The sequence below is a fragment of the Allobosea sp. P4_C6 genome, from assembly GCF_056402015.1.
Window position 1 is genome coordinate 270,586 of record NZ_JBFUIF010000001.1, and the last position, 20,927, is coordinate 291,512.

Consider the following 20,927-nt stretch of genomic DNA (forward strand, 5'->3'; position numbering starts at 1 on the left):
CTAACCGTTCAGAGCCCGAATTCGGTCCGCCAGCGCGCGATATCCTCGATCGCGACGTTCGATCCGCAGAGCACGAGGCAAACGCGCTCTCCGGGTCGGAACTTCTCTTTGCGCGCCAGCGCGGCGGCCACCACGCAGGCGGCCGCCGGCTCGACCAGCACGCGCTCGTTCTGCAGCACCCAGACCAGTTCCCGCACCGCGTCCGCATCCGGAACCACGACGATCTCCTCGAGGAATTGCCGTGCAGCCGCCATGGTGCGCTCGGTGGCGAAGGGCGCTCCAAGCGTGCGTGCGATCGAGGTCGAGCGGATCGGGACGGGCTCACCGGCGGCGAGCGCCTGCGTCATCGTCGTCGCGCCCTCGGTCTCGACGCCGTGCAGCCGCACCGCCGGGTCGAGCCCCTTCAGAGCCGCGCCGACCCCGGCCGAGAAACCGCCGCCGCCGATCGAGATGAAGACATGGTCGATGCGCCCGCCGGCATCGGCGGCGAGTTCGAGCCCCAGCGTGCCATGGCCCGCGATGATCGCCGGGTCGTCATAGGAATGGACGTGGATCATGCCCGCTGCGGCATAGTCCTCGGCCTTGGCGAAGGCGGCGATCGAATCGTCGCAGAGCTCGACCTCGCCGCCGGCCTCCTCGGTCAGCCGGATGTTGAGGGCCGGCGTCGCCTTCGGCATCAGCACCAGCGCCCGGGTGCCGACCGCCCGCGCGACGAGCGAGACAGCGATGGCGTGGTTGCCGCCGGAGACGGTGACGACGCCGCGCGCCAGCTCGGCAGCGCTCAGCGCCGCCAGCTTGTTGAAGCAGCCGCGCACCTTGAAGGAGCCGCCGAGCTGCAGGCTTTCGAGCTTCACCCAAGTCTCGACCCCGAGCCGCTCCGACAGGCCGGCGCTGTGATAGGTCGGCGTGCGGCGGACCTTGCCGGCGATACGAACGGCGGCAGCCTGGATATCGGCGAGGGTGACATCGAACGGCATGGCGGGTTTCGGTCCTGTTCTGGGCGCGGCGGCACCTGTTGCCGCACGAGAGCGCGTCCCGTGCAAGGCCGTCAAGCGCGAGCGAGACGGGTTTCGCCTTGTCCCTGCTCCCTGGCAGGTCCTAGCTTGCTGTCACGAAACCTGCGCGCAGCAGGGCCTTTGGAAGAGGGATGCGATGACGATGACGCCGAAAGAGATGCTTGCGAAGCTGGTTTCGTTCAACACGGAATCGCAGCGCAGCAATCTCGACCTGATCCATTTCTGCCGCGACTATCTCGCCTTGCTTGGCGTCGAGAGCAGGCTCGCGCCGAGCGAGGACGGGCAGAAGGCCAATCTCTATGCGACGATCGGGCCGAAGGGCGATGGCGGCGTCGTGCTCTCCGGCCATACCGACGTCGTGCCGGTAGCCGGGCAGGCCTGGACGTCCGACCCCTGGACCCTGACCGAGCGCGGCGGCAGGCTCTATGGCCGCGGTGCCTGCGACATGAAGGGCTTTGACGCGATCGCGCTGGCGCTCGTGCCGGAGATGCTGGCGGCGCCGCTGAAGCGGCCGATCCATATCGCGCTCTCCTATGACGAGGAGGTCGGCTGCCGGGGCGCGAGGGTGATGATCGAGGCGATGCAGGCTGATGGGATGAATCCCGCGGCCGTGATCGTCGGCGAGCCCTCCATGATGCAGGTCGTGACCGGCCACAAGGGCGCCATGCGGATGCGCACGACCGTGCGCGGTCACGCCGTGCATTCAAGCCGCGTCGATATCGGTGTGCCCGCCGTGATGGTCGCGGGCGAGCTGATCCACTGGCACAACGAGGTGATGGCGCAGAACAAGGCCGCGGCGCCCGATAACGGCTTCGAGCCGCCCTACAGCACGCTGCATGTCGGCGTCGTCCAGGGCGGCACGGCGGTGAACATCACGGCGGAGCACTGCACCTTCGCCCATGAGGTGCGCTGCGTCCCCGGCGACAGCCATGAGGACTACGCCGCCCGCTATCGCGCCAGGCTCGCCGAGATCGAGGCGCGGATGCAGGCGATCGCGCCCAAAAGCGGCATCGGCTTCGAGATCACCTCGAACACACCCGCCATGGGCCCCGAGACGGACGGTGCGGCCGAGGCGCTCTGCCGGCGGCTCACCGGCGACAATGGCAGCCATGTCGTCGCCTACGGAACCGAAGGCGGGCTGTTCCAGCGCGCCGGCTGGTCGACCGTCGTCTGCGGTCCCGGCGACATCGCCCAGGCGCATCAACCGGACGAGTTCATCGCCGTCTCGCAGCTCGAAGCTGGCGCCACGTTCCAGCGCGCGCTTATCGCCGAGCTCTCCCGCTGAGGCAGCCGTCAGGCTGCGGGCGGTTCGCCCGCTTTTGGCCGCTTATGGCTGGCGGGACGCATCGGCAGCGGCACCGCCGGCCGGTCGGTCCGGTACTGGCCGCGGGCGATGGCGCCGAACAGCAGCACGACGGAGGTCAGCGTCATCAGCCACCACGGCAGCAATGGCGCGAAGCCGAAGACGCTGAGCGCAAAGGCCGTGGTGAAGGCCGCGACGCCGCCGGCAGCCAGCGCCCCCGGCATCCGGCCGGCGGCGCGGATCGCGAAATAGAGACAGGCGGCGGCGGCTGCGGCGCCGACCAGCCCGAGCTCATACCAGGTCTCGAACAGCAGCGTGGCCGGCGCCGGCTGCGGCAGCGTCCCGTTCATCTGGCCGCGGACGACCGTGTCGAGCCCGTGCCCCGTGACGAGCTCGATCGGCGACTGGCGGATCACATCCGCCCAGATCGAGAGCATCTGCGCGAAGCCGTCGGCGCTGTCGGGCAGTGCCGATACCAGCGGCGCGAGCAGGAAGGGCAGGATCGGCGCGAACAGCATCAGCCCGGCGATGATCGTGGCGATCACCTGCGCGGCCCGCTCGCGGCTGGCCGTCACGGCCCCGAAGGCCACGGCCCCGAAGATCATCGCGACGGTCTCGCCGTCCTCGAAGCGCGTCAGCGCCAGCAGCGCCACGACGAGCGCGAGGCCGAGCGCGCTCATCCCCCTTTCGCGTGACAGCAGCCAGGCGAGCGCCGGCCAGGCCGTGATGAGAACGACCGAGACGCCGCGCTCGACCGCGCCGGGCGGCGTTTCGGCATGCCTGAGCGCCGCGATGATGATCAGCCCGAGCGCGAAGATGCCGGCGCTGCCGGTGCCGAGCGGCGAGAGGTTCAGGTTCGAGGAGCGCATCCGCTCGGGCAGGGCGGAAAGACCGGCAAAGCCGAGCACGACGGCGAGCATCAGATTGCCGGCCTTCTCGGCCGCGGCAGCCGGGAAGGGGCTCCACACCAGCGAGAGGAACGCCCAAGCCACGAGGCCGAGCAGGATCAGGCCCGGGCGGCTGAGCACGGCTTCCTTGAACGCGCCGGCGAACCTGCCGGGCTCTTCGACCAGCGCCGCGATGATCAGCAGCGCGATGCCGATCGGCACGAGCACCACGGCGGCACGGCGCGAGACCAGCGCCGCCAGCGGTAGGACGAGCGCGAGCGTGCCGAAGCCGATGCGCCGCAGCAGCAGTGCGGCGTCGGTCGCCGGGTCGAGCGGGGTTTGGGCGTTGTTGCGGATCATGCGTTCCGACGGCGTGATGGGCAGCGGCCGGCCCGGTTGCCCGAGACAAACCTTCGCCACCCTAGCGAGACTGTAAGCGCACGACTGTAGGTGCGGCGCAACACTGCGCCGGCATCTCTCGGTCGCGTAACATAGTCTTCCAGCCACCGCCTCTGGCGTCGCGCGGCCGTTCGTGAGAGGAATCCGGCATGACGATGCTGGCTGCCATTCCTTATGCGAGCGGTTCCGCGATCGACGCCTTCATGCACGGATTGGCGGCGCAGTTGAGGCAGCGCGGTCTGCGTCTCGGTGGGGTCGTCCAGCACAATGATGATGCCTGCGACGATCGCTGCATGGCGATGTCGCTTGAGGATCTCGGCAGCGGCCGGCGCTTCCCGATCAGCCAGGATCTCGGCGCCGCCGCAGCAGGTTGCCATCTGGATGCGGCCGGGCTTGCCGCTGCCTCGGCCGCTTTTGCCGGCGCGCTGGCCGAGCGGGTCGATCTCGTCATCGTCAACAAGTTCGGCAAGCAGGAAGCACTGGGCGAGGGGCTGCGCCAGGAGATCGCCGATGCGGTGATGGCCGGCTTGCCAGTGCTGATCGCGGTACGGCACGATTTCCTGCCGGCCTGGCGTGATTTCGCCGGAGACGACTGGGTCGAGCTGGCGGCCGACGCTGTGGCGGTCGAACGCTGGGTCGCGGCCGCGATCCGGCTCGCTGCCTGACCGGCGCCGTGGCGCGGCCCCGGGATTGTCTGGCATGACCGGCACCACGCTGCCGCCCACGCTCGGCCTCATCCTCGCGGGCGGCCTCGCGCGCCGGATGGGCGGCGGCGACAAGGCCCTGAAGATGCTCGCCGGCCGGCCGATCCTCGCCCATGTCATCGGGCGGCTCGGTGAGCAGTGCGACGGCCTTCTCCTCAATGCCAATGGCGATCCAGCCCGCTTCGCGGCATGCGGCCTGCCGGTCGTCGCCGATACGGTGCCGGATTTCGCAGGCCCCCTTGCTGGCATCCTGGCCGGCCTCGACTGGCTCGCCGGCCATCGGCCGGACATGGGCTGGCTGCTGAGCATCGCGGCCGATACGCCGTTCATCCCGACCGATCTTGCTGCGCGTCTGCACCGGGCCCGCATCGCGGCCGTTACGCCGCTCGCCTGCGCCGCCTCCGCCGGGCAGGCGCACCATGCCATCGGGCTCTGGCCCGTCTCGCTGCGAGAGGAGCTGCGCCAGGCCTTGGCGACCGGTGAACGCAAGATCAGCCGCTGGACGCAGGCGCAGGGCGTTGCCGTCGCCGAGTGGCCGGCCGAGCCGTACGATCCCTTCTTCAACATCAATTCGCCGGAAGACCTGATCGAAGCGGAACGCCTCGCGGGGTTGCCGATCTAGCCACGGCGGCGGACATTATCGCTCCAGCAAGGCCTTCAGCGCCGCGAGATCGCGGGACACCATGGCCGCGTCGCGCGCCATCTCGTCGTCGGACACGCCCTCGCGCTGGAACAGCGTGAACACCAGCTCGGCGCCGTCGCCATTGGCGACGACCCGCATCGGGTTGTGCATGGCCGGCCCATGCTCGGGGATCACGGCATGGTCGAGCACGCCGTGATTGTTCGGCTCGCTGAACAGGACGCGCATCGGCCCCGTCGGCGTCTCGGCGCGCCAGGTCATTCCTTCGACATGCACGAAACTATGACCGAGGCCTTCGGCCCATTGCGGGAAATTCGCCGGTTCGGCCAGGAAGGCATATACCTCCTCCACCGGGCGATCGATGCCGATGCCGATATGGCGGGCGTGCTGGACGGGCATGGCTCTGTCCTTTCCAACGCGGGTCATCCCAGCCGGAGCCCTCGGGTCCGGCCTTTTGGTCGGCCCAAGGGTGAACTCCGTGGAGAGCCGGGATCCATGCCTGAACCTCCATCGGAAGCGCTTCGGCATGGATCCCGGATCAAGTCCCGGATGACGGCGTGATGCCGTGAAAAGCTGATATATAACTAGAACAAAAGAAGAACATATACGCCGGTTTGTCAAGCCCCGACATCGGCCGGTCGGCGCTACTCGATGACGATCCGGGGTGCTGCCCGCATGGCGCCGCCGAGGCCGGCCTGCACCTGTCGCGCCACCGCGATATAGGCCTTGGCATGCGAGCTCTGCGGGTCGCTGGCGACGATTGGCCGGCCGCCGTCGGAGGTCTCGCGGATCGGCATGGCCAGCGGGATCTCGCCGAGGAAGGGAATATGGAGCCGCTCGGCCTCGTGCCGCGCCCCGCCATGGGCGAAGATATCGGACTGGTGCCCGCATTGCGGGCAGATAAAATAGCTCATGTTCTCGACGATGCCGAGGATCGGCACCGCGACCTTCCTGAACATCGCGACGCCACGGCGCGCGTCGAGCAGGGCCAGGTCCTGCGGCGTCGAGACGATGACGGCGCCGGCGAGCGGCACCTGCTGGGCCATGGTGAGCTGCGCATCGCCGGTGCCGGGCGGCATGTCCACGACGAGGATGTCGAGCTCTCCCCAGGCGACCTCGCGCAACATCTGCGTGATCGCCGAGATCACCATCGGCCCACGCCAGATCATCGGCGTCTCCTCGTCGACGAGGAAGCCGATCGACATCACCTTGAGCCCATAGGCCTCCATCGGCGCCAGAGTCCGGCCGGAGACGAGCTGGGGCTTGCCGGTGATGCCGAATATCTTGGGCATGGACGGCCCGTAGATGTCGGAATCGAGCACGCCGACCTTGAGGCCGAGCGTCGAGAGCGCGACGGCGAGATTGGCCGCGGTGGTCGACTTTCCGACGCCGCCCTTGCCGCTGGCGACGGCGATGATCTGCTTCACGCCCGGAACGCCGGTAGGCTTGGGCGCGCCGCCGGGGCCGGGGCGCTGCGCCTGTTGCCGGGCTTGCATGCCCGCCGAAGCCGCTGCCTTGTCCGCGGTCAGCCCGACGAGGACCTGGGTCACGCCCGGCAAGCCGCCGACCGCGCTTTCGGCCGCCTTGCGCACCGGCTCCATCGCGCCGGCCTCGGTCGCGTCGATGCCGATGGCGAAGATCACCTTGCCGCCATCGACCAGGATATCGCCGATGCGGCCGGAGGCGGCGAGCGATTGCCCGCTTGCCGGCAGCTTCACCAGTTCGAGCGCCCGCAGGACATCGGCTTGGGAGACGGTCACGTTGTCGAACTCCGTTTGTCGGAAGCGTCGTTCTCGGGCGGAGCGCAGCGCAGAGCCGAGAATCTCTTCGAGGAGATGCTCGGGTCAAGCCCGAGCATGACGCGGTTGTCTAGGCCGCCTTGCGAATATGGAAGACGAGGGCGCCGTCCGCATCCCCCTGCAACTCGATGGCATCGCCCGTTTCGCGCGCGAGATTAGGCAGGTCGATCACCGTCATCGGATCGGTGCATTGCACGACGAGCAGGCTGCCGGCCCGCGCGCCGCGAAGCGCCTTGCGCACGCGCAGCACCGGAAGCGGGCATTTCAGGCCGCGCAGATCGAGCGGAATGGTGTCCATGGTCTCGCGCCCGCCGGGCCGTTGTCGTCGCCCTGCTTCATAGGACGGCTGTTCGGGTTGGAGCAACCGCCGCCATGCCGCATGCTTGACCCGCCTCGTCGCCGCGACGATGAAGGTCGGGCAGGATAACACGGAGTGCCGGCGGCGATGCTAGCGAAGAGCCGAAGCGGGCGAGGGCCGTGATGGCGCGGCTGAGCGGCGCCCGGACGGATTCCGGGCTCATCACTGTCGAGCAAGCCGGGGCTCGCGCGGCCGCGCTGGTCGCGCCGGTGGCCGATGCTCTCGCTCTGCCCCTGGGCGAAGCAGATGGCCGCACCCTGGCCGAGGCCGTGATCGCGCCGTTCGATCTGCCGCTTTTCTCCAATTCGGCGGTCGACGGTTATGCCGTCCGCTCTGCCGATCTCTCGCCCGGCGCTGAAACCCGTCTCCCGATCCTCGGCCGCAGCGCGGCGGGCGATACGGGCGGAATGCTCGGGCGGGGCGCCTGGCGCATCTTCACCGGCGCGCCGATTCCGGCCGGCGCCGACACTGTCGTCATGCAGGAGGATGTCACGCCGAACGGCGGGGAGGTCAGTCTGCCTCCCGGCCTGAAGCGCGGTGCTAATCTGCGCTTGGCAGGCGAGGATATCGCGCGCGGGCAGGTGGCCTTGCCGGCGGGGCGACGCCTGAGGCCGCAGGACCTCGGCCTGCTGGCGGCACTGGGGCTGGATCACGTCCGGGTGCGGCGTCGCCCGCGCGTGGCCGTGTTCTCGACCGGCGACGAGCTGACCGAGCCTGGGCAGCCCCTCGCGCTGGGGGCGATCTACGACGCAAACCGGGCGATGCTGCGCGCCCTGTTGGCGCGAGCGGGCGCCGATGTCGCCGATCTCGGCATCCTGCGTGACGAACCCGCCGAGCTGGAGCGGCATTTGCGCGAGGCGGCCGGCGCCTGCGACCTCGTCGTCACCTCCGGCGGCGTGTCCGTCGGAGAGGCCGATCACGTCAAGGATGCGGTGGCCGCCTGCGGGGCGCTCGATCTCTGGCGCGTCGCGATCAAGCCGGGCAAGCCGATCGCCGTCGGGTCGGTCGCCGGCACGCCCTTCATCGGCCTGCCCGGCAATCCGGTTGCCGTTTTCGTGGGCTTCATGTTCATCGCCCGGCCGGTGCTGGCCCGGCTTGCTGGCACGGCCTTCGAGGCATCAGTCGCCCTGCCGGTCACGGCGGGCTTCCGTCATCGCAAGAAGGGCGGGCGGCGCGAGTTCCTGCGCGTGAGCATCGAACGGCGTGACGATGGAGTCGTAATCGCGCGCAAGCATCCGGGCGAAGGCGCCGGCTCGCTCGCCTCGCTCGCGCAGTCGGACGGGCTTGTCGTGCTGGCCGAGCATGTCGAGCAACTGGAAGAGGGCGAGAGCGTCGCCTTCCTGCCTTATGGCGGTCTGCTCGACTAGCTCGCTGATTTTTCACGGAACCACGGCGTCATCCCGGGCCTGACCCGGGATCCATGCCGGAACGCCGCCGATAGAGGTTCAGGCTTGGATCCCGGCCCTCCGCTTCGCTCCGGCCGGGATGACCCGCATTCCCCTGAAAACGAAGCAGGCTCCAGCGCGGCCGCCCGCCTCAATCGCGTCGGAATACGACGCTCGCTCCCCAGCCGAGGAGCAGCGCCAGCAGCGCCGTCGCGAAACCATAGAGCAGCGGCCAGTCATAGGCTCCGGAAGCGAGGCGCTGCTCGATGCCGGTCTTGATCACCTCGAAGCTGGTCTGCTGGCGCGCCAGCGGAACCCCGCCGGAATACAGCACGATGTCGACGGTGTAGGAGCCGGTCGGCGCCGTGGCCGGGATGTCGATCGGCGCGCTGAACAAGGCGTTCGACAGGAAGGTGACGCCGCGTTCCTCGTAGCCGTACAGGTCCTTCGCCTGCATGATCCGGGTGAGGCTTTCGCGGAAGCGGATCGAACTGGGATCGAGATCGACCCAGTTTCCCTGCGGCAGTTCGGCATTGGCGAGGCCGATGCGGCCGCGACGTGCGGTCTCAGCGTTCATCATCTCGGCGATCGGCCGGTTGCTGGCGACGTGCAGGAAGACCGGGTTGTCAGGGAAGCGCCGCTGCGTCCGGTTGATCCAGATCGGGCCGAGCCGCTCCTTCTCGCGCACCAGCAGCATGCGCCGGGGCCCGCGGACCGTGACGATGATGTCGTAGGGATCGCCGCGCGAGACCGTGCGTCCGTCGCGCTCGACCAGTCCGAAGACCGTCAGCTGGCTGCCGGTGTAGTTCGAGGTGATCTGGATCTGGTGGCTCGACATCGCGGCGATCAGCGTCTCGGCCCGGGCCGCCACTGTCGCGAGACCGGCGCAGAGCGCGGCGAGGAGGCCGAGGACCCGCTTCATCGCGCGCTCTCCGGCACAACGACCGAGAAGGGCTCGTTCGGCGGAATGAAGAGCTCGATGGCGAAGCGCAGGCCGACCGAGAGGATCAGCAGCGCCAGCAGGAGCCGGAAGGACTCGACGTTGAGGTTGCGCGCCGCCCGTCCGCCGAACTGCGCGCCGATGACGCCGCCCAGAAGCAGGAGCGTCGCGAGGATGAGGTCGACCGACTGGTTGGTGACCGCATGCAGGATGGTCGCGCCCGTCATCGTCACCAGGATCTGGAAGAGCGAGGTGCCGACCACCACGGCCGGCGGAATCCGGAAGAAGTAGATCAGGCCGGGCACCAGGATGAACCCGCCACCGACGCCGAGCACGGCGCCGATGAAGCCGATGATGATGGCGAGCAGGGCGATAGGCAGGACGCTGCAATACAGGCCGGAGCGATAGAAGCGCTGGCGGAAGGGCAGGCCCATCCACCAGGGATGCATGCCGCCGCGCCGCTTCAGCCGCGCCGGCTTGCCGGCTCGGACGCGCAGCATGGCGCGCAGCGCATCGTAGAGCATCAGCCCGCCGATGATCGAGAACAGCGTGACATAGGACAGCGTGATGACGAGCTCGAGCTGGCCGAGCCGGCGCATCGTATTGAAGAACAGCACGCCGAGGACCGTTCCGACGATGCCGCCCGAGACCAGGACGCCCCCGAGCTTGAGGTCGAGCGCCTTGCGCCTGAGATAGGTCAGCACCCCGGTCATCGACGAGCCGGCGACCTGCGCCGCGACCGTCGCGACCGCGACGGCGGGGGGAATGTCGAGGAAGATCAGGAGGGGCGTGAGCAGGAAGCCGCCGCCGACGCCGAACAGGCCGGAGATGAAGCCGACCGCGCCGCTCAGGCCGAGCACCATCAGCACGCTGATCGGAAGCTCGGCGATCGGCAGGTAAATCTGCACTCTTACCCCTCGCAGGCGGGTGCATAGCCGCTGCTTGCACCGATTTGTCCCAGACTGAACCGCCCAGGTTAAAAGATGTTGCTGAAATGGAAGACGGGCCGCTACCGGCCCGCCTCAAGAGACTATCGTTCTGCTTGCCGCGTCAACACGTCGAAAGCATGACGCGCCGGCGCCGGGCTCAACTCCGCGCCGGCTTGTTCGGCTTGGCTGCCGCTGCGGTCGGGCCGGCGTCCCAGCCCTTGGCCGGCGGCGTCACGTCGTTGGCGACGGCATCGAGCGCCTTGGGCTTCCAGTTGCTGGCGGTCGCCTTGGCGGCGGCGAGCTCTTCCGGCTTCATGCGCTGGGCGACCTCGTCGCGCTTGCGGCCGGCATCCTCGTCGCCCTGCGTGGCGGCCACCGAGAACCAGACGAAGGATTGGGCGAGATCGGTCGGCGCCCCGAGGCCGCGGCCGAGCAGGACCGCGAGATTGTACTGGCTGTCGCGCACCCCGAGCTCGGCGGCGCGGCGGAACCACTCGGTCGCGACTGCATAGTCCGCCTTGCCGGAGACGCCCTCGGCGTGGAGCACCGCAAGGTTGTGCATCGCCTTGGCGTTGCCACGCTCGGCGGAGCGCTGGTACCAGATGCGGGCGAGCGCGAGATCGCGCTGCGTGCCGATGCCCTTCTCGAACATGTTGCCGACGCGGAACTGGGCAGGAGCGAGCCCCGCCACGGCCGCGCGCTCGAACAGCCGCAGCGCGAGCTTGGCATCGCGTTGGGCGGCGGGACCGTCGACGGCCTTGCTTGCCAGCTCGTAGACGGCGCGCGCATCGCCATCGAAGGCGGCCTTGCGCAGCCCGGCACTGCCGAAGCCCGCCGGCAGGTCGCCGAGGCCGGTCACCGCCTGCACATTCGATTCCGTCGCCGGGGCAGGAGCCGCCTGGCTGTCCATCGCGGCCGGACCGACAGGACCGGGGGGCAAGGCCGCAATCTGTTCCGGCGCAACGATGGCCGGCGCAACAATGGCCGGCGCCGGATTCGGGGGAGCCGACGACAGTGCCGAGGACTGGTCCTTAGCCGCAGCCTGATCCTTGACCGGCGCCTGCGACGGCTCGGCCGGCGCTTCCGGCTGGGCCACCGGCGGAGCGACGAGGCTGCGCGCTTCGCCGTTCGCGTTGGCGGTTTTGGTGCCGTCGCCGCGCAGCGCACCGGTGACGATGTGGGCCGTGCCCATCGCCAGGACGAGCGCGGCGAGACCGAGCAGCAGCGGCCGCTTGCGCTTCTCCAGGATTTCCTTGAGCCGGCCGGAGCTTTTCGTTGTCGGCTCAAGGCTGGCCGAGGGCGCGCTCGCTGCCGCCTCGCTGGCAGCTTTCGCCGAGCGCCGCGCGGCGGCGATCAGGCTCTGGCGGACCGATTGCTGGTCCTGACCTGTGGCGACATTGCTTTCGGGGCGGGGACGGCCGGAGCCCGGCTCCAGCGGCAGGTCGAAGGCCGTATTCGGCAGCGTCGGAGCGCTCTCGACGCGGGAGGAGGAGGCAGGCGCCCCAAAGCGATCCTGAGCGGCGGCGCTGACGGAGGGGCCGGTGCTTTCGCGAGCGGGAGCAGCAGGCGCGCGGCCGGTCGTCTCCTCGGCACGCGCCATTGTCTGAGCGCGGGGGGGTGCATTCCGGCGCTCGCCTTGCAGCTCGGCCTCCAGCCCGGAGAGCCGGCCCATGATCGCCTCGAGCGACATGTGGACGGCGCCCAGCGCATCCTGCGTCTGGCGCTCGGACGAGACATGGGTGTCGCGCAGGCCGGTGACGAGGTTCGACAGCTCGGCGATGCCCTTGCCGGGCGCCGCGGCCGTGCTGGTCGCCTGGACGAGGGCCGCCCGCTCGGCCGCAGTCTCCTCGCGCATCGACCGCAGATGCACGACGAGATCCTGCAGCGTGCGCTCGATGCCGGTTTCGGCCGTACGTGTCGCTGCCGCCTCGTCGAGGCGAGTTGCAATGCCTGAAATCTGCTGTTCCAGGGCTTCGAACGATTGCGAGTCGGCGCCGGGGGCGCCGGCTTCGTCGATCTTGTCGGCGAGATGGCGCAGCATCTGCTCGATCGGGCCGAGATCGACCGGCGTCGCCGGGTCGCCTGTGCCGACCATGCGGTTGAGCTGGCTCGATGCGGCGAGGCTCTCGATCCGGCCGGCCAGCGCTTCGATCTGGCGGGTGACGGCGGATGGGCCCTGCTCGGCGAGGAGCTCGATGCGGTGCTGCAAGGCGTCGATGCGATCGTCGAGATGGTCGCCATGCCGCTGCGCCGTGACGTCGTCGAACTTGCGCGACAGCATTTCGATCTGCGTCGCGAGCGAAGCCAGGGGCGCGGCGTCGAAGTCCTGTGGCCGGCTGGACAGGACCGTGCTGCGCACGTCCTCGATCGCAGCCGAGAGCGTACGCATCTCCCGCGGGTCCGGCTGGATTTCGCGCAACCGGCCGATCTCGAAGCCGAGCGAGGCGACCTGCTGGGCGAGGTCCTCGAGCCGGTGATCCTGGCCGCCGGATGCGACCAGGCTGCGCAGCTCCGCGATGTCGCGCATCACCGGGTCGAGGTTGGCCGTCTCGCCGCCGCGCGCCGCGAGCGCGTCGATCTTGGCGGCGAGATGCGCGATTTCGAGCTGGAAGCGCTGATAGCTGTCGCCCGTGCGATCCTGCGACAGCCGCGAGACCTCGGCCTCGATCCGGGCCAGGGGCTTGAGCAAAGGTTCGAACTGGTCGCGCCGGTCGAAGCGGTCGAGACGCTCGGCGAGGCCGGCGATCTTGTTCTCGATGATGCTGGTGTCCGCCTGGCGCGGCTGCGGAGCGGCGGGGCGCTGTGCCGAGGTGCGCCGGGTCCCGAGGGAGAGTCTCGATTCCAGCTCCCGCAAATCCTCCCGCAACGCGGAGATACGTTCCGGCGCGACGCTTGCGGCACGCGAGGGCACGGTTTCCTCGGTGTCGAGAACGCGCTGGCGCGTGCGGATGTCGGTGACGGCCGCCGCCAGCCCGTCGCGGCTGAAGGCGAGACGCGGCGAATGCTCGGCCCGGTTCTGCTGGATCTCCTGGCTGCGCCGCTCGATGTCGGCGATGCGTTCGCCCATCGTTTTGATCGTCTCGGCGATGACGCTGGTCGCGCGCTCCTGTCGTTCGGCGGAGCCGCGCTCGCTCGACGACATGCGGTCTTCGGTCTTCTCGATCCAGCGGGCGATGGAATCGAGCGCGCCCGCGGTGCGGGTGCTGGCCTCCCGGGTCAGGCGTTCGATGCTGGCGGCCTGGTTGACCACGGCATCGAGTTCGAAACGCGACAGGTCGGGAACGGCGTTGCGCGGCGCGGTATCCATCTGTCCCTGGGACAGGCGTGCGAGCCTTTCGGAAAGGGCCGCGATATCCAGCTGCTCGGGCTTGGCGGGTGTCGGTGTCGGGGCGAACTCGGGCTCCCCGCTCTCGTCGCGGATCTTGTGGTCGAGCCATTCGCCGAGCGTCATGCCGGCGCGCCGTGCCGCTGCCTTTGCCGCGTCGCGCGTCCGGGGATCAACGCCCTTGACGCTCCAGGGCAAGCTGTTGGCCATGTTCTCGCTCGCCTACGGGGCCGATCTCCACGTCGGGTGCGGCCCCCTGATGCCGCAAACCCGCCGCGCGAACCTGGGCAGTCGTGAAGATAATGTTGACGACGCCGATGCGCGTTCCCGACATTTGACGGCCATGGTAAACAACGAGTTAAGAAACGGCTTCCGAACCGTTAATTTTCCGCCATTGACTCATGGGAACATCGGCCGGGCCGCGATGTAACGGTAACTTACCCGGGCAAAGCGACGTATTACCTGACGCAACGAAAGCGTCTTCCGTATGAGGAGGTATCCTGATCGATGCTGCCGTATGGGCAGCGATTCGATCTCCCGCAAGGAACGAGACCTCCATGTCGCGCCAAAGCCTGGCTATGGCGGGTTCTTCGAGTCATGAAGCCCGCTCTATAAACGCACCCGCCGAGGCCGATGAGGCCGGCGAATTCACCATCAGCGATCTCGCTCGCGACTTCGACGTCACGCTGCGTACCCTTCGCTTCTACGAGTCGCGCGGCCTGATCACGCCGACGCGTTCGGGGATGGTGCGCATCTATTCTGCGCGCGATCGCGCGCGGCTCGCATTGATCCTCAAGGGCAAGCAGCTCGGCTTCACGCTGGTCGAGATCCGCGCCATGCTCGCCAATGAGGACAAGAAGGGCGGGGCCGGGGACAAGGCCGCCAATGTCGGTGGCCTTCAGCTCAGCCGCGACCAGATCGTCGAGCAGCTCGAGCTGCTGCGCAGCCAGCGTGCCGAGATCGAAAGCGCGATCTCGGAGCTTGAGGCTTCGCTCGCCCGCTTCCCGAAAGCCTGATCTCCTTTTCGTTCTGGCTACCCACGAAACCCCGGCTTTGCCGGGGTTTTTTTATGCCGCATGCCCAGCGGCCGTCCGCAGAACGACAAAAAGGCGGTGTACCCGGTTGCATGTCGACCGGGATTGTTTATATATGAACCATCTTCAAGCGGCCCGGTTGACGAAGTGCCGCTCAGCGACGAGAGGGAGGACCAGATGCCGGTCTACAAGGCGCCCGTCGACGATACGCTTTTCCTGCTCAACGACGTTTTCAACATCGAGCGCTACAACAATCTCCCGGGCTTCGCCGATGCGAGCGCGGATGTGGTCGAGGCTGTGCTCGGCGAGGGCGCCAAGCTCTGCGAGGAAGTCCTTCAGCCGATCAACTATTCCGGCGACCAGGAGGGCTGCACGCGCCATCCCGACGGCCGGGTGACGACGCCGAAAGGCTTCAAGGCGGCCTATGAGGCCTATGCCGGCGGCGGCTGGATCGGCCTCGCCATGGACCCCGAATATGGCGGCCAGGGCCTGCCCTACACGCTCGGCGCCGTGATGAACGAATATGCCTCCGCCGCGAACATGGCCTTCGCCATGTATCCGGGCCTGACCATGGGCGCGATCGCCGCGCTCTACGTCCATGGCTCCGACGAGCAGAAGCGGGCCTATCTGCCGAAGATGATCGAAGGCACCTGGTCGGGCACGATGAACCTGACCGAGCCGCATTGCGGCACCGATCTCGGCCTGCTCAAGACCAAGGCCGTGCCGAACGGCGACGGCTCCTACGGGCTGACCGGCACCAAGATCTTCATCTCGGCCGGCGAGCAGGACATCACCGAGAACATCATCCACCTCGTGCTTGCCCGCATCGAGGGCGCGCCGGCCGGCGTGAAGGGCATCTCGCTCTTCGTCGTGCCGCGCAACCAGGTCGGCGCGGACGGCTCCGTCGGGGAGAACAACCACGTCTCCTGCGGCTCGATCGAGCACAAGATGGGCATTCACGGCAATTCGACCTGCGTCATGAACTATGAGGGTGCGCAGGGCTGGCTCATAGGCGCCGAGAACAAGGGCCTCAACGCCATGTTCGTGATGATGAACGAGGCCCGTCTCGGCGTCGCCATCCAGGGACTCGCCCAGTCCGAGGTCGCCTACCAGAATGCCGTCGTCTACGCCAAGGAACGCCTGCAGGGCAGGGCGCTGACCGGCGCCCAGGCAGCCGACAAGCCGGCCGACCCGATCATCGTCCATCCCGACGTGCGCCGCACGCTGATGTCGATCAGGGCGTTCAACGAGGCCGCCCGTGCCTTCGTGCTCTGGAACGCGCTGCAATCCGACATCGCCCATCGCTCGGGCGATGCCGCCGAGCGCCAGGCGGCCGACGACCAGCTCGGCCTGATGACACCGGTGCTCAAGGGCGTGCTCACCGATATCGGCTTCGACAATGCCGTGAAGGCGCAGCAGATGTTCGGCGGCCACGGCTACATCGCCGAGACCGGCGTCGAGCAGTTCGTCCGCGATGCCCGCATCGCCATGATCTATGAGGGCGCCAACGGTGTGCAGGCCATGGATCTCGTCGGCCGCAAGCTCGGCCGCGACGGCGGGCGTGCCATCATGGCCTTCTTCAACGAGGTCGGCGGCTTCCTGAAGGACAACGCCGAGGACGAGGCTCTGAAGCCTCTGCTCGGGCCGCTCCAGGTCTCGCTCGGCCATCTCCAGCAGGCGGCGATGTGGTTCATGAACAACGCGCTCGCCAAGCCGGACAATGCCGGCGCGGGGGCGAACGACTTCATGCACCTGCTCGGTCTGGTCTCGCTCGGCTACATGTGGGCGAGGATGGCCAAGGTCGCGCAGGAGAAGCTCAAGGCCGGCGCCAACGGCGCGACCGAGCGGATGAACGCCAAGCTGGTCACGGCCCGCTTCTTCATGGAGCGCACCTTGCCCGAGACTGCCGCGCATCTGGCGCGGATCACTGCCGGTGCCGATACGACCATGGCGCTGACGCCTGAGCAGTTCTGACGATCGACTGTCATGCCCGGGCTCGACCCGGGCATCTCTTGCAGAACCCGCTGGATGACGAGATGGTCGGGACAAGCCCGACCATGACGTCCGGCACCAGAACGCGCCGGCCGACGGCGCCCCGGGAGGCCACCAAATGGCAGACGCATTCATCTACGATCACGTCCGCACGCCGCGCGGCAAGGGCAAGGCCGATGGCTCGCTGCACGAGGTCACGGCGATCGAGTTGGGCACGCAGGCCCTGCGCGCTATCAAGGACCGCAGCAACCTCGATCCGCTGCTCGTCGAGGATGTGGTGCTCGGCTGCGTCGATCCGGTCGGGGAGGCTGCGGCCGACATCGCCCGCACGGTCGCGCTCAAGGCCGGCTACGGCAAGGAAGTGCCGGGCGTGCAGATCAACCGCTTCTGCGCCTCCGGCCTCGATGCGGTGAATCTCGCGGCAGCGCAGGTCATGTCCGGCCAGAAGGAGATGGCGATCGGCGGCGGCGTCGAATCCATGTCCCGCGTCGGCATGGGCGCCTCCGGCTTCGGCATCGCCGTCGACCCCAGTGTCGCGATCGACACCTATTTCATGCCGCAGGGCATCTCGGCCGACCTGATCGCGACGAAATATGGTTTCTCGCGCGACGATGTCGACGCCTTCGCCGTCCGCTCCCACCAGCGCGCCGCCAAGGCCTGGAAGGAAGGACGCTTCAAGAACTCGATCATCCCCGTGACCGACGTCAACGGCCTCATCATCCTCGACCACGACGAAACCATTCGTCCCGAGGCCAACATGCAGGCGCTGGCCGCGCTGAAGGCCTCCTTCGTCCAGATGGGTGAGATGGGCGGCTTCGATGCGGTCGCGACTGCCGCGCATCCGGATGTCGAGTTCGTCAACCACGTCCACCACGCCGGCAATTCGTCGGGCATCGTCGATGGCGCGGCGGCCGTCCTCGTCGGCTCGAAGCGCGCTGGCCGCGCGGCGGGCCTGAAGCCGCGCGCTCGCATCAAGGCCTTCGCCACGGTCGGCTCCGACCTCGCGCTGATGCTGACCGGCCCGATCGACGTCACCCAGCTCGTGCTGAAGAAGGCCGGCATGACCTTGAAGGACATCGACCTCTTCGAGCTGAACGAGGCCTTCTCCTCCGTGGTCCTGCGCTATCAGCAGGCGCTCGACATCGACGACGACGTTCTGAACGTCAACGGCGGCGCCATCGCGATGGGCCACCCGCTGGGCGCGACCGGCGCGATGGTGCTCGGCACCGTGCTCGACGAGCTGGAGCGGCAGGACAAGCAGACCGCGCTGGTGACGCTCTGCGTCGCGGTCGGAATGGGCGTTGCGACCATCATTGAGAGGGTCTAGCGCCGCCGTCATTCCGGGGCGCCGCATAGCGGCGAGCCCGGAACCCATGACCACCAGCCGCTGCGGAAGAGGCGCAGCGGCTGCCGCAGCAAACAACATCACACGTCGTTCATGGGTTCCGGGCTCCTCGCTGCGCTCGGCCCCGGAATGACGAGGGAGGATTTCAGATGAACCTCACCAATTTCCGCTTCGAGACCGACGCCGACGGTATCGCCGTCGCGACCTGGGACATGCCGGGCCGCTCGATGAACGTCATCACCCCCGAGGCGATGGAGGAGCTGAACCAGATCGTCGACAAGGTCGCCGCTGACGAAGCCATCAAGGGCTGCGTCGTCACCTCCGGCAAGGAGAGCTTCTCCGGCGGCGCCGACCTCACCATGCTCCAGGGCCTGCGCGATCTCTATGTGAAACTCGCCAAGGAGAAGGGCGAGGCGGTCGCGATGCAGAGCTTCTTCGACGAGAGCCGCAAGCTCTCGCTGCTCTACCGCAAGCTCGAGACCTGCGGGAAGCCCTTCGCCGCCGCGATCCATGGCGTCTGCCTCGGCGGGGCCTTCGAACTCTCGTTGTCCTGCCAGTACCGTGTCGTTTCGGACGATGCCTCGACCCGCGTCGGCCTGCCCGAGATCAAGGTCGGGCTCTTCCCCGGCGCCGGCGGCACCCAGCGCGTCGCGCGTCTGATGCAGACCGGCGACGCGCTCCAGATGATGTTCAAGGGCGAGCAGGTGAAGTCGCTGCCGGCGCGCAATTCCGGCCTCGTCCACGCCGTCGTGCCGCGCGCCGACATCGTCCAGAACGCCAAGGACTGGCTCAAGGCCAACCCGCAGGCGACCGCGCCCTGGGACCAGAAGGGCTTCAAGCTGCCCTCCAACAAGGTGCATTCGCCAGCCGGCATGCAGATCTGGCCGCCGGCCAACGCGATCTATCGTCGCGAGACCAACGACAACTATCCGGCCGCCCGCGCCATCCTCTCGGCTGTTTATGAGGGGCTGCAACTGCCCATCGATCTCGCGCTGAAGGTCGAGAGCCGCTACTTCGCCAAGATTCTGCGGACGAAGGAGGCGGCCTCGATGATCCGCTCGCTCTTCGTCTCGATGCAGGAGCTGAACAAGGGCGCCCGCCGCCCGGCCGACGTGCCGCCCTCCAAGCTCAAGAAGGTCGGCGTCATCGGCGCCGGCTTCATGGGCGCCGGCATCGCCTATGTCACGGCGCAGGCTGGCCTGGACGTCGTGCTAATCGACAGGGACATCGAGGCGGCTGAGAAGGGCAAGGCCTATTCGCACAAGCTGGTCTCCGACCAGATCATGAAGGGCCGCGCCAAGACCGCCGACCGCGACGCGCTGCTTGGCCGCATCAAGGCCTCGTCCGACTATACCGACCTCAAGGGCTGCGACCTGATCGTCGAGGCCGTGTTCGAGGATCCGAAGGTCAAGGCCGCGGTCATCGCCGAGGTCGAGGCCGTGGTCGGCCCGCGCACCATTTTCGGCTCCAACACCTCGACGCTGCCGATCACCGGCCTCGCGGAAAACAGCCAGCGCCCGAAGAACTTCATCGGCATCCATTTCTTCTCGCCGGTCGAGAAAATGCTGCTGGTCGAGGTCATCATGGCCAAGAAGACGGGCAAGAAGGCGCTCGCCATGGCGCTGGATTATGTCCGCGCCATCAAGAAGACGGCAATCGTCGTCAACGACACCCGCGGCTTCTATGCCAATCGCTGCGTCGGCAACTACATCCGCGAAGGCCATCTCATGCTGATGGAGGGCGTGCCGCCGGCGATGATCGAGGCTGCCGGCAAGCAGGCCGGCATGCCGGTCGGCCCGCTCTCGCTCAATGACGAGGTCGCGGTCGATCTCGCCTGGAAGGTGCTGAAGGCCACCAAGGCCCAACTCGGCGACGCTGCCGTCGATCCGGCGCAGGAGAAGCTGCTTTCCGACATGGTCGAGAAGCACGGGCGGCTGGGCCGCAAGAATAAGAAGGGCTTCTACGATTATCCGGAAGCCGGGCCGAAGCGGCTCTGGCCGGGCCTGGCCGATCTCGTCGGCAAGCGGCTCGATCCGGAAAGCGTCGACATGGAGGAGCTGCAGCAGCGCCTGCTCGTCACGCAGGCCCTGGAAGCAGCCCGTACCTATGAGGAAAGCGTCGTCACCGATCCGCGCGAGGCCGATGTCGGCTCGATCATCGGCTTCGGCTTCGCGCCTTACTCGGGCGGCACGCTCTCCTACATCGACAACATGGGCGCGGCCGTCTTCGTGAAGCTCTGCGAGAAGCTGGCCAAGGCCCATGGCGAGCGCTTCAAGCCGAACCGGCTGCTGAAGCGCATGGCCAAGACCGGCGAGAGCTTCTACGCCACGGCGGAGAAGAAGGCGGCGGCCTGACGACGAGCCGCCGCCCATGGCTATCCGCCAGATCGTGCGGTTCCCGGATCCGCGTCTGCGCGTGGTGGCCGAGCCCGTCATCCGTTTCGACGCCGATTTGCGGGCGCTTGCCGATGATCTGCGCGATACGATGCGGGCGGCGCCGGGCGTCGGCATCACCGCGCCGCATATCGGCGTGCCGCTGCGGCTGGTCGTGCTGGAGCTGACGCCGGGCGAGGTCGCGGTCTACGTCAATCCGGTCGTCGCCGAGGCGTCGTCCGAGACGATCCGCCATGGCGAGGGCAGCGTCTCGATGCCGGGCGTAGTCGACGAGATCGAGCGCGCGGCGCGGGTGACGATAGGCTATCGCGATCTCGACGGCGTCGAGCGGACCGAGGCAGCGGAAGGCTTTCGGGCGATCTGCCATCAGCACGAGATCGACCAGCTTGACGGCATCTTCTGGATCGACCGCCTGTCGCGCCTCAAGCGCGACCGGCTGGTCGCGCGCTACAACAAGCTGGGGCGCGGGTGAACTGAT

Annotated in this window: 17 protein-coding genes; 9 read left to right on the forward strand and 8 right to left on the reverse strand. The window is 68.1% G+C overall.

Translation table 11 applies throughout. The features are described 5' to 3' along the window. Window positions 1–8: 8 nt before the first annotated feature. Window positions 9–977, reverse strand: coding sequence for a threonine ammonia-lyase (locus AC1DVA_RS01335; RefSeq protein WP_476804721.1), 969 nt, complete (start codon window positions 975–977; stop codon window positions 9–11). Window positions 978–1,152: 175 nt separating this feature from the next. Between AC1DVA_RS01335 and argE the strand changes: the two genes are divergently transcribed. Next, window positions 1,153–2,301, forward strand: coding sequence for an acetylornithine deacetylase (gene argE, locus AC1DVA_RS01340; RefSeq protein ID WP_476804722.1), 1,149 nt, complete (start codon window positions 1,153–1,155; stop codon window positions 2,299–2,301). A gap of 8 nt (window positions 2,302–2,309) precedes the next feature. Here argE and AC1DVA_RS01345 read toward each other — a convergent pair whose 3' ends face one another. Then, window positions 2,310–3,566 (reverse strand): peptide ABC transporter permease, encoded by a 1,257-nt coding sequence (locus tag AC1DVA_RS01345; protein ID WP_476804723.1) that lies wholly within the window; start codon window positions 3,564–3,566, stop codon window positions 2,310–2,312. Window positions 3,567–3,754: 188 nt separating this feature from the next. Between AC1DVA_RS01345 and AC1DVA_RS01350 the strand changes: the two genes are divergently transcribed. Both AC1DVA_RS01350 and mobA read left to right on the forward strand, forming a co-directional pair. After that, on the forward strand, window positions 3,755–4,270 hold the full coding sequence (locus AC1DVA_RS01350) for a DUF2478 domain-containing protein (RefSeq protein ID WP_476804724.1): 516 nt from the start codon (window positions 3,755–3,757) through the stop codon (window positions 4,268–4,270). 34 nt (window positions 4,271–4,304) lie between these two features. Beyond that, a complete protein-coding gene (gene mobA / locus AC1DVA_RS01355) occupies window positions 4,305–4,931 on the forward strand; it encodes a molybdenum cofactor guanylyltransferase MobA (RefSeq protein WP_476804725.1) in 627 nt (208 codons plus the stop codon). Between the two features lie 15 nt (window positions 4,932–4,946). Here mobA and AC1DVA_RS01360 read toward each other — a convergent pair whose 3' ends face one another. From AC1DVA_RS01360 to AC1DVA_RS01370, 3 genes are all read right to left on the reverse strand, one after another. Continuing rightward, window positions 4,947–5,348: an SRPBCC family protein gene (locus tag AC1DVA_RS01360; RefSeq protein ID WP_476804726.1), complete on the reverse strand. Its 402-nt coding sequence runs from the start codon at window positions 5,346–5,348 to the stop codon at window positions 4,947–4,949. Between the two features lie 245 nt (window positions 5,349–5,593). Continuing rightward, window positions 5,594–6,709 (reverse strand): Mrp/NBP35 family ATP-binding protein, encoded by a 1,116-nt coding sequence (locus AC1DVA_RS01365; protein WP_476804727.1) that lies wholly within the window; start codon window positions 6,707–6,709, stop codon window positions 5,594–5,596. A gap of 109 nt (window positions 6,710–6,818) precedes the next feature. After that, window positions 6,819–7,046: a sulfurtransferase TusA family protein gene (locus AC1DVA_RS01370; protein ID WP_265052151.1), complete on the reverse strand. Its 228-nt coding sequence runs from the start codon at window positions 7,044–7,046 to the stop codon at window positions 6,819–6,821. A 182-nt stretch (window positions 7,047–7,228) separates the two neighbouring features. Between AC1DVA_RS01370 and AC1DVA_RS01375 the strand changes: the two genes are divergently transcribed. Then, window positions 7,229–8,473, forward strand: coding sequence for a molybdopterin molybdotransferase MoeA (locus AC1DVA_RS01375; protein ID WP_476804728.1), 1,245 nt, complete (start codon window positions 7,229–7,231; stop codon window positions 8,471–8,473). A gap of 169 nt (window positions 8,474–8,642) precedes the next feature. On the opposite strand, the gene AC1DVA_RS01380 is transcribed toward AC1DVA_RS01375, so the two are convergent. The 3 genes from AC1DVA_RS01380 to AC1DVA_RS01390 all read right to left on the reverse strand — a co-directional run bounded on the left by AC1DVA_RS01380 (window position 8,643) and on the right by AC1DVA_RS01390 (window position 13,895). Further along, complete coding sequence (locus tag AC1DVA_RS01380) at window positions 8,643–9,413, reverse strand: TIGR02186 family protein (protein ID WP_265052153.1); 771 nt, start codon at window positions 9,411–9,413, stop codon at window positions 8,643–8,645. Then, window positions 9,410–10,339, reverse strand: coding sequence for a sulfite exporter TauE/SafE family protein (locus AC1DVA_RS01385; RefSeq protein ID WP_265052154.1), 930 nt, complete (start codon window positions 10,337–10,339; stop codon window positions 9,410–9,412). The genes AC1DVA_RS01380 and AC1DVA_RS01385 overlap by 4 nt, the downstream gene beginning before the upstream one ends. A gap of 178 nt (window positions 10,340–10,517) precedes the next feature. Beyond that, window positions 10,518–13,895 (reverse strand): hypothetical protein, encoded by a 3,378-nt coding sequence (locus AC1DVA_RS01390; protein WP_476804729.1) that lies wholly within the window; start codon window positions 13,893–13,895, stop codon window positions 10,518–10,520. Between the two features lie 347 nt (window positions 13,896–14,242). On the opposite strand from AC1DVA_RS01390, the gene AC1DVA_RS01395 reads away from it, so the two are divergent. The 5 genes from AC1DVA_RS01395 (at window position 14,243) to AC1DVA_RS01415 (ending at window position 20,921) form a co-directional block, all read left to right on the forward strand. After that, the gene (locus tag AC1DVA_RS01395; protein WP_265052156.1) at window positions 14,243–14,701 is read left to right on the forward strand and encodes a MerR family transcriptional regulator; all 459 of its coding nucleotides are present in this window, start codon (window positions 14,243–14,245) and stop codon (window positions 14,699–14,701) included. Window positions 14,702–14,896: 195 nt separating this feature from the next. After that, window positions 14,897–16,693 (forward strand): acyl-CoA dehydrogenase C-terminal domain-containing protein, encoded by a 1,797-nt coding sequence (locus tag AC1DVA_RS01400; RefSeq protein ID WP_476804730.1) that lies wholly within the window; start codon window positions 14,897–14,899, stop codon window positions 16,691–16,693. A 136-nt stretch (window positions 16,694–16,829) separates the two neighbouring features. Then, entirely contained in the window at window positions 16,830–18,038 is a 1,209-nt protein-coding gene (locus AC1DVA_RS01405) for an acetyl-CoA C-acetyltransferase (RefSeq protein WP_265052158.1), read from the forward strand. Between the two features lie 167 nt (window positions 18,039–18,205). Continuing rightward, entirely contained in the window at window positions 18,206–20,410 is a 2,205-nt protein-coding gene (locus tag AC1DVA_RS01410) for an FAD-dependent oxidoreductase (RefSeq protein ID WP_476804731.1), read from the forward strand. 16 nt (window positions 20,411–20,426) lie between these two features. After that, window positions 20,427–20,921: a peptide deformylase gene (locus AC1DVA_RS01415; RefSeq protein ID WP_476804732.1), complete on the forward strand. Its 495-nt coding sequence runs from the start codon at window positions 20,427–20,429 to the stop codon at window positions 20,919–20,921. The last annotated feature ends 6 nt before the right edge of the window (window positions 20,922–20,927 follow it).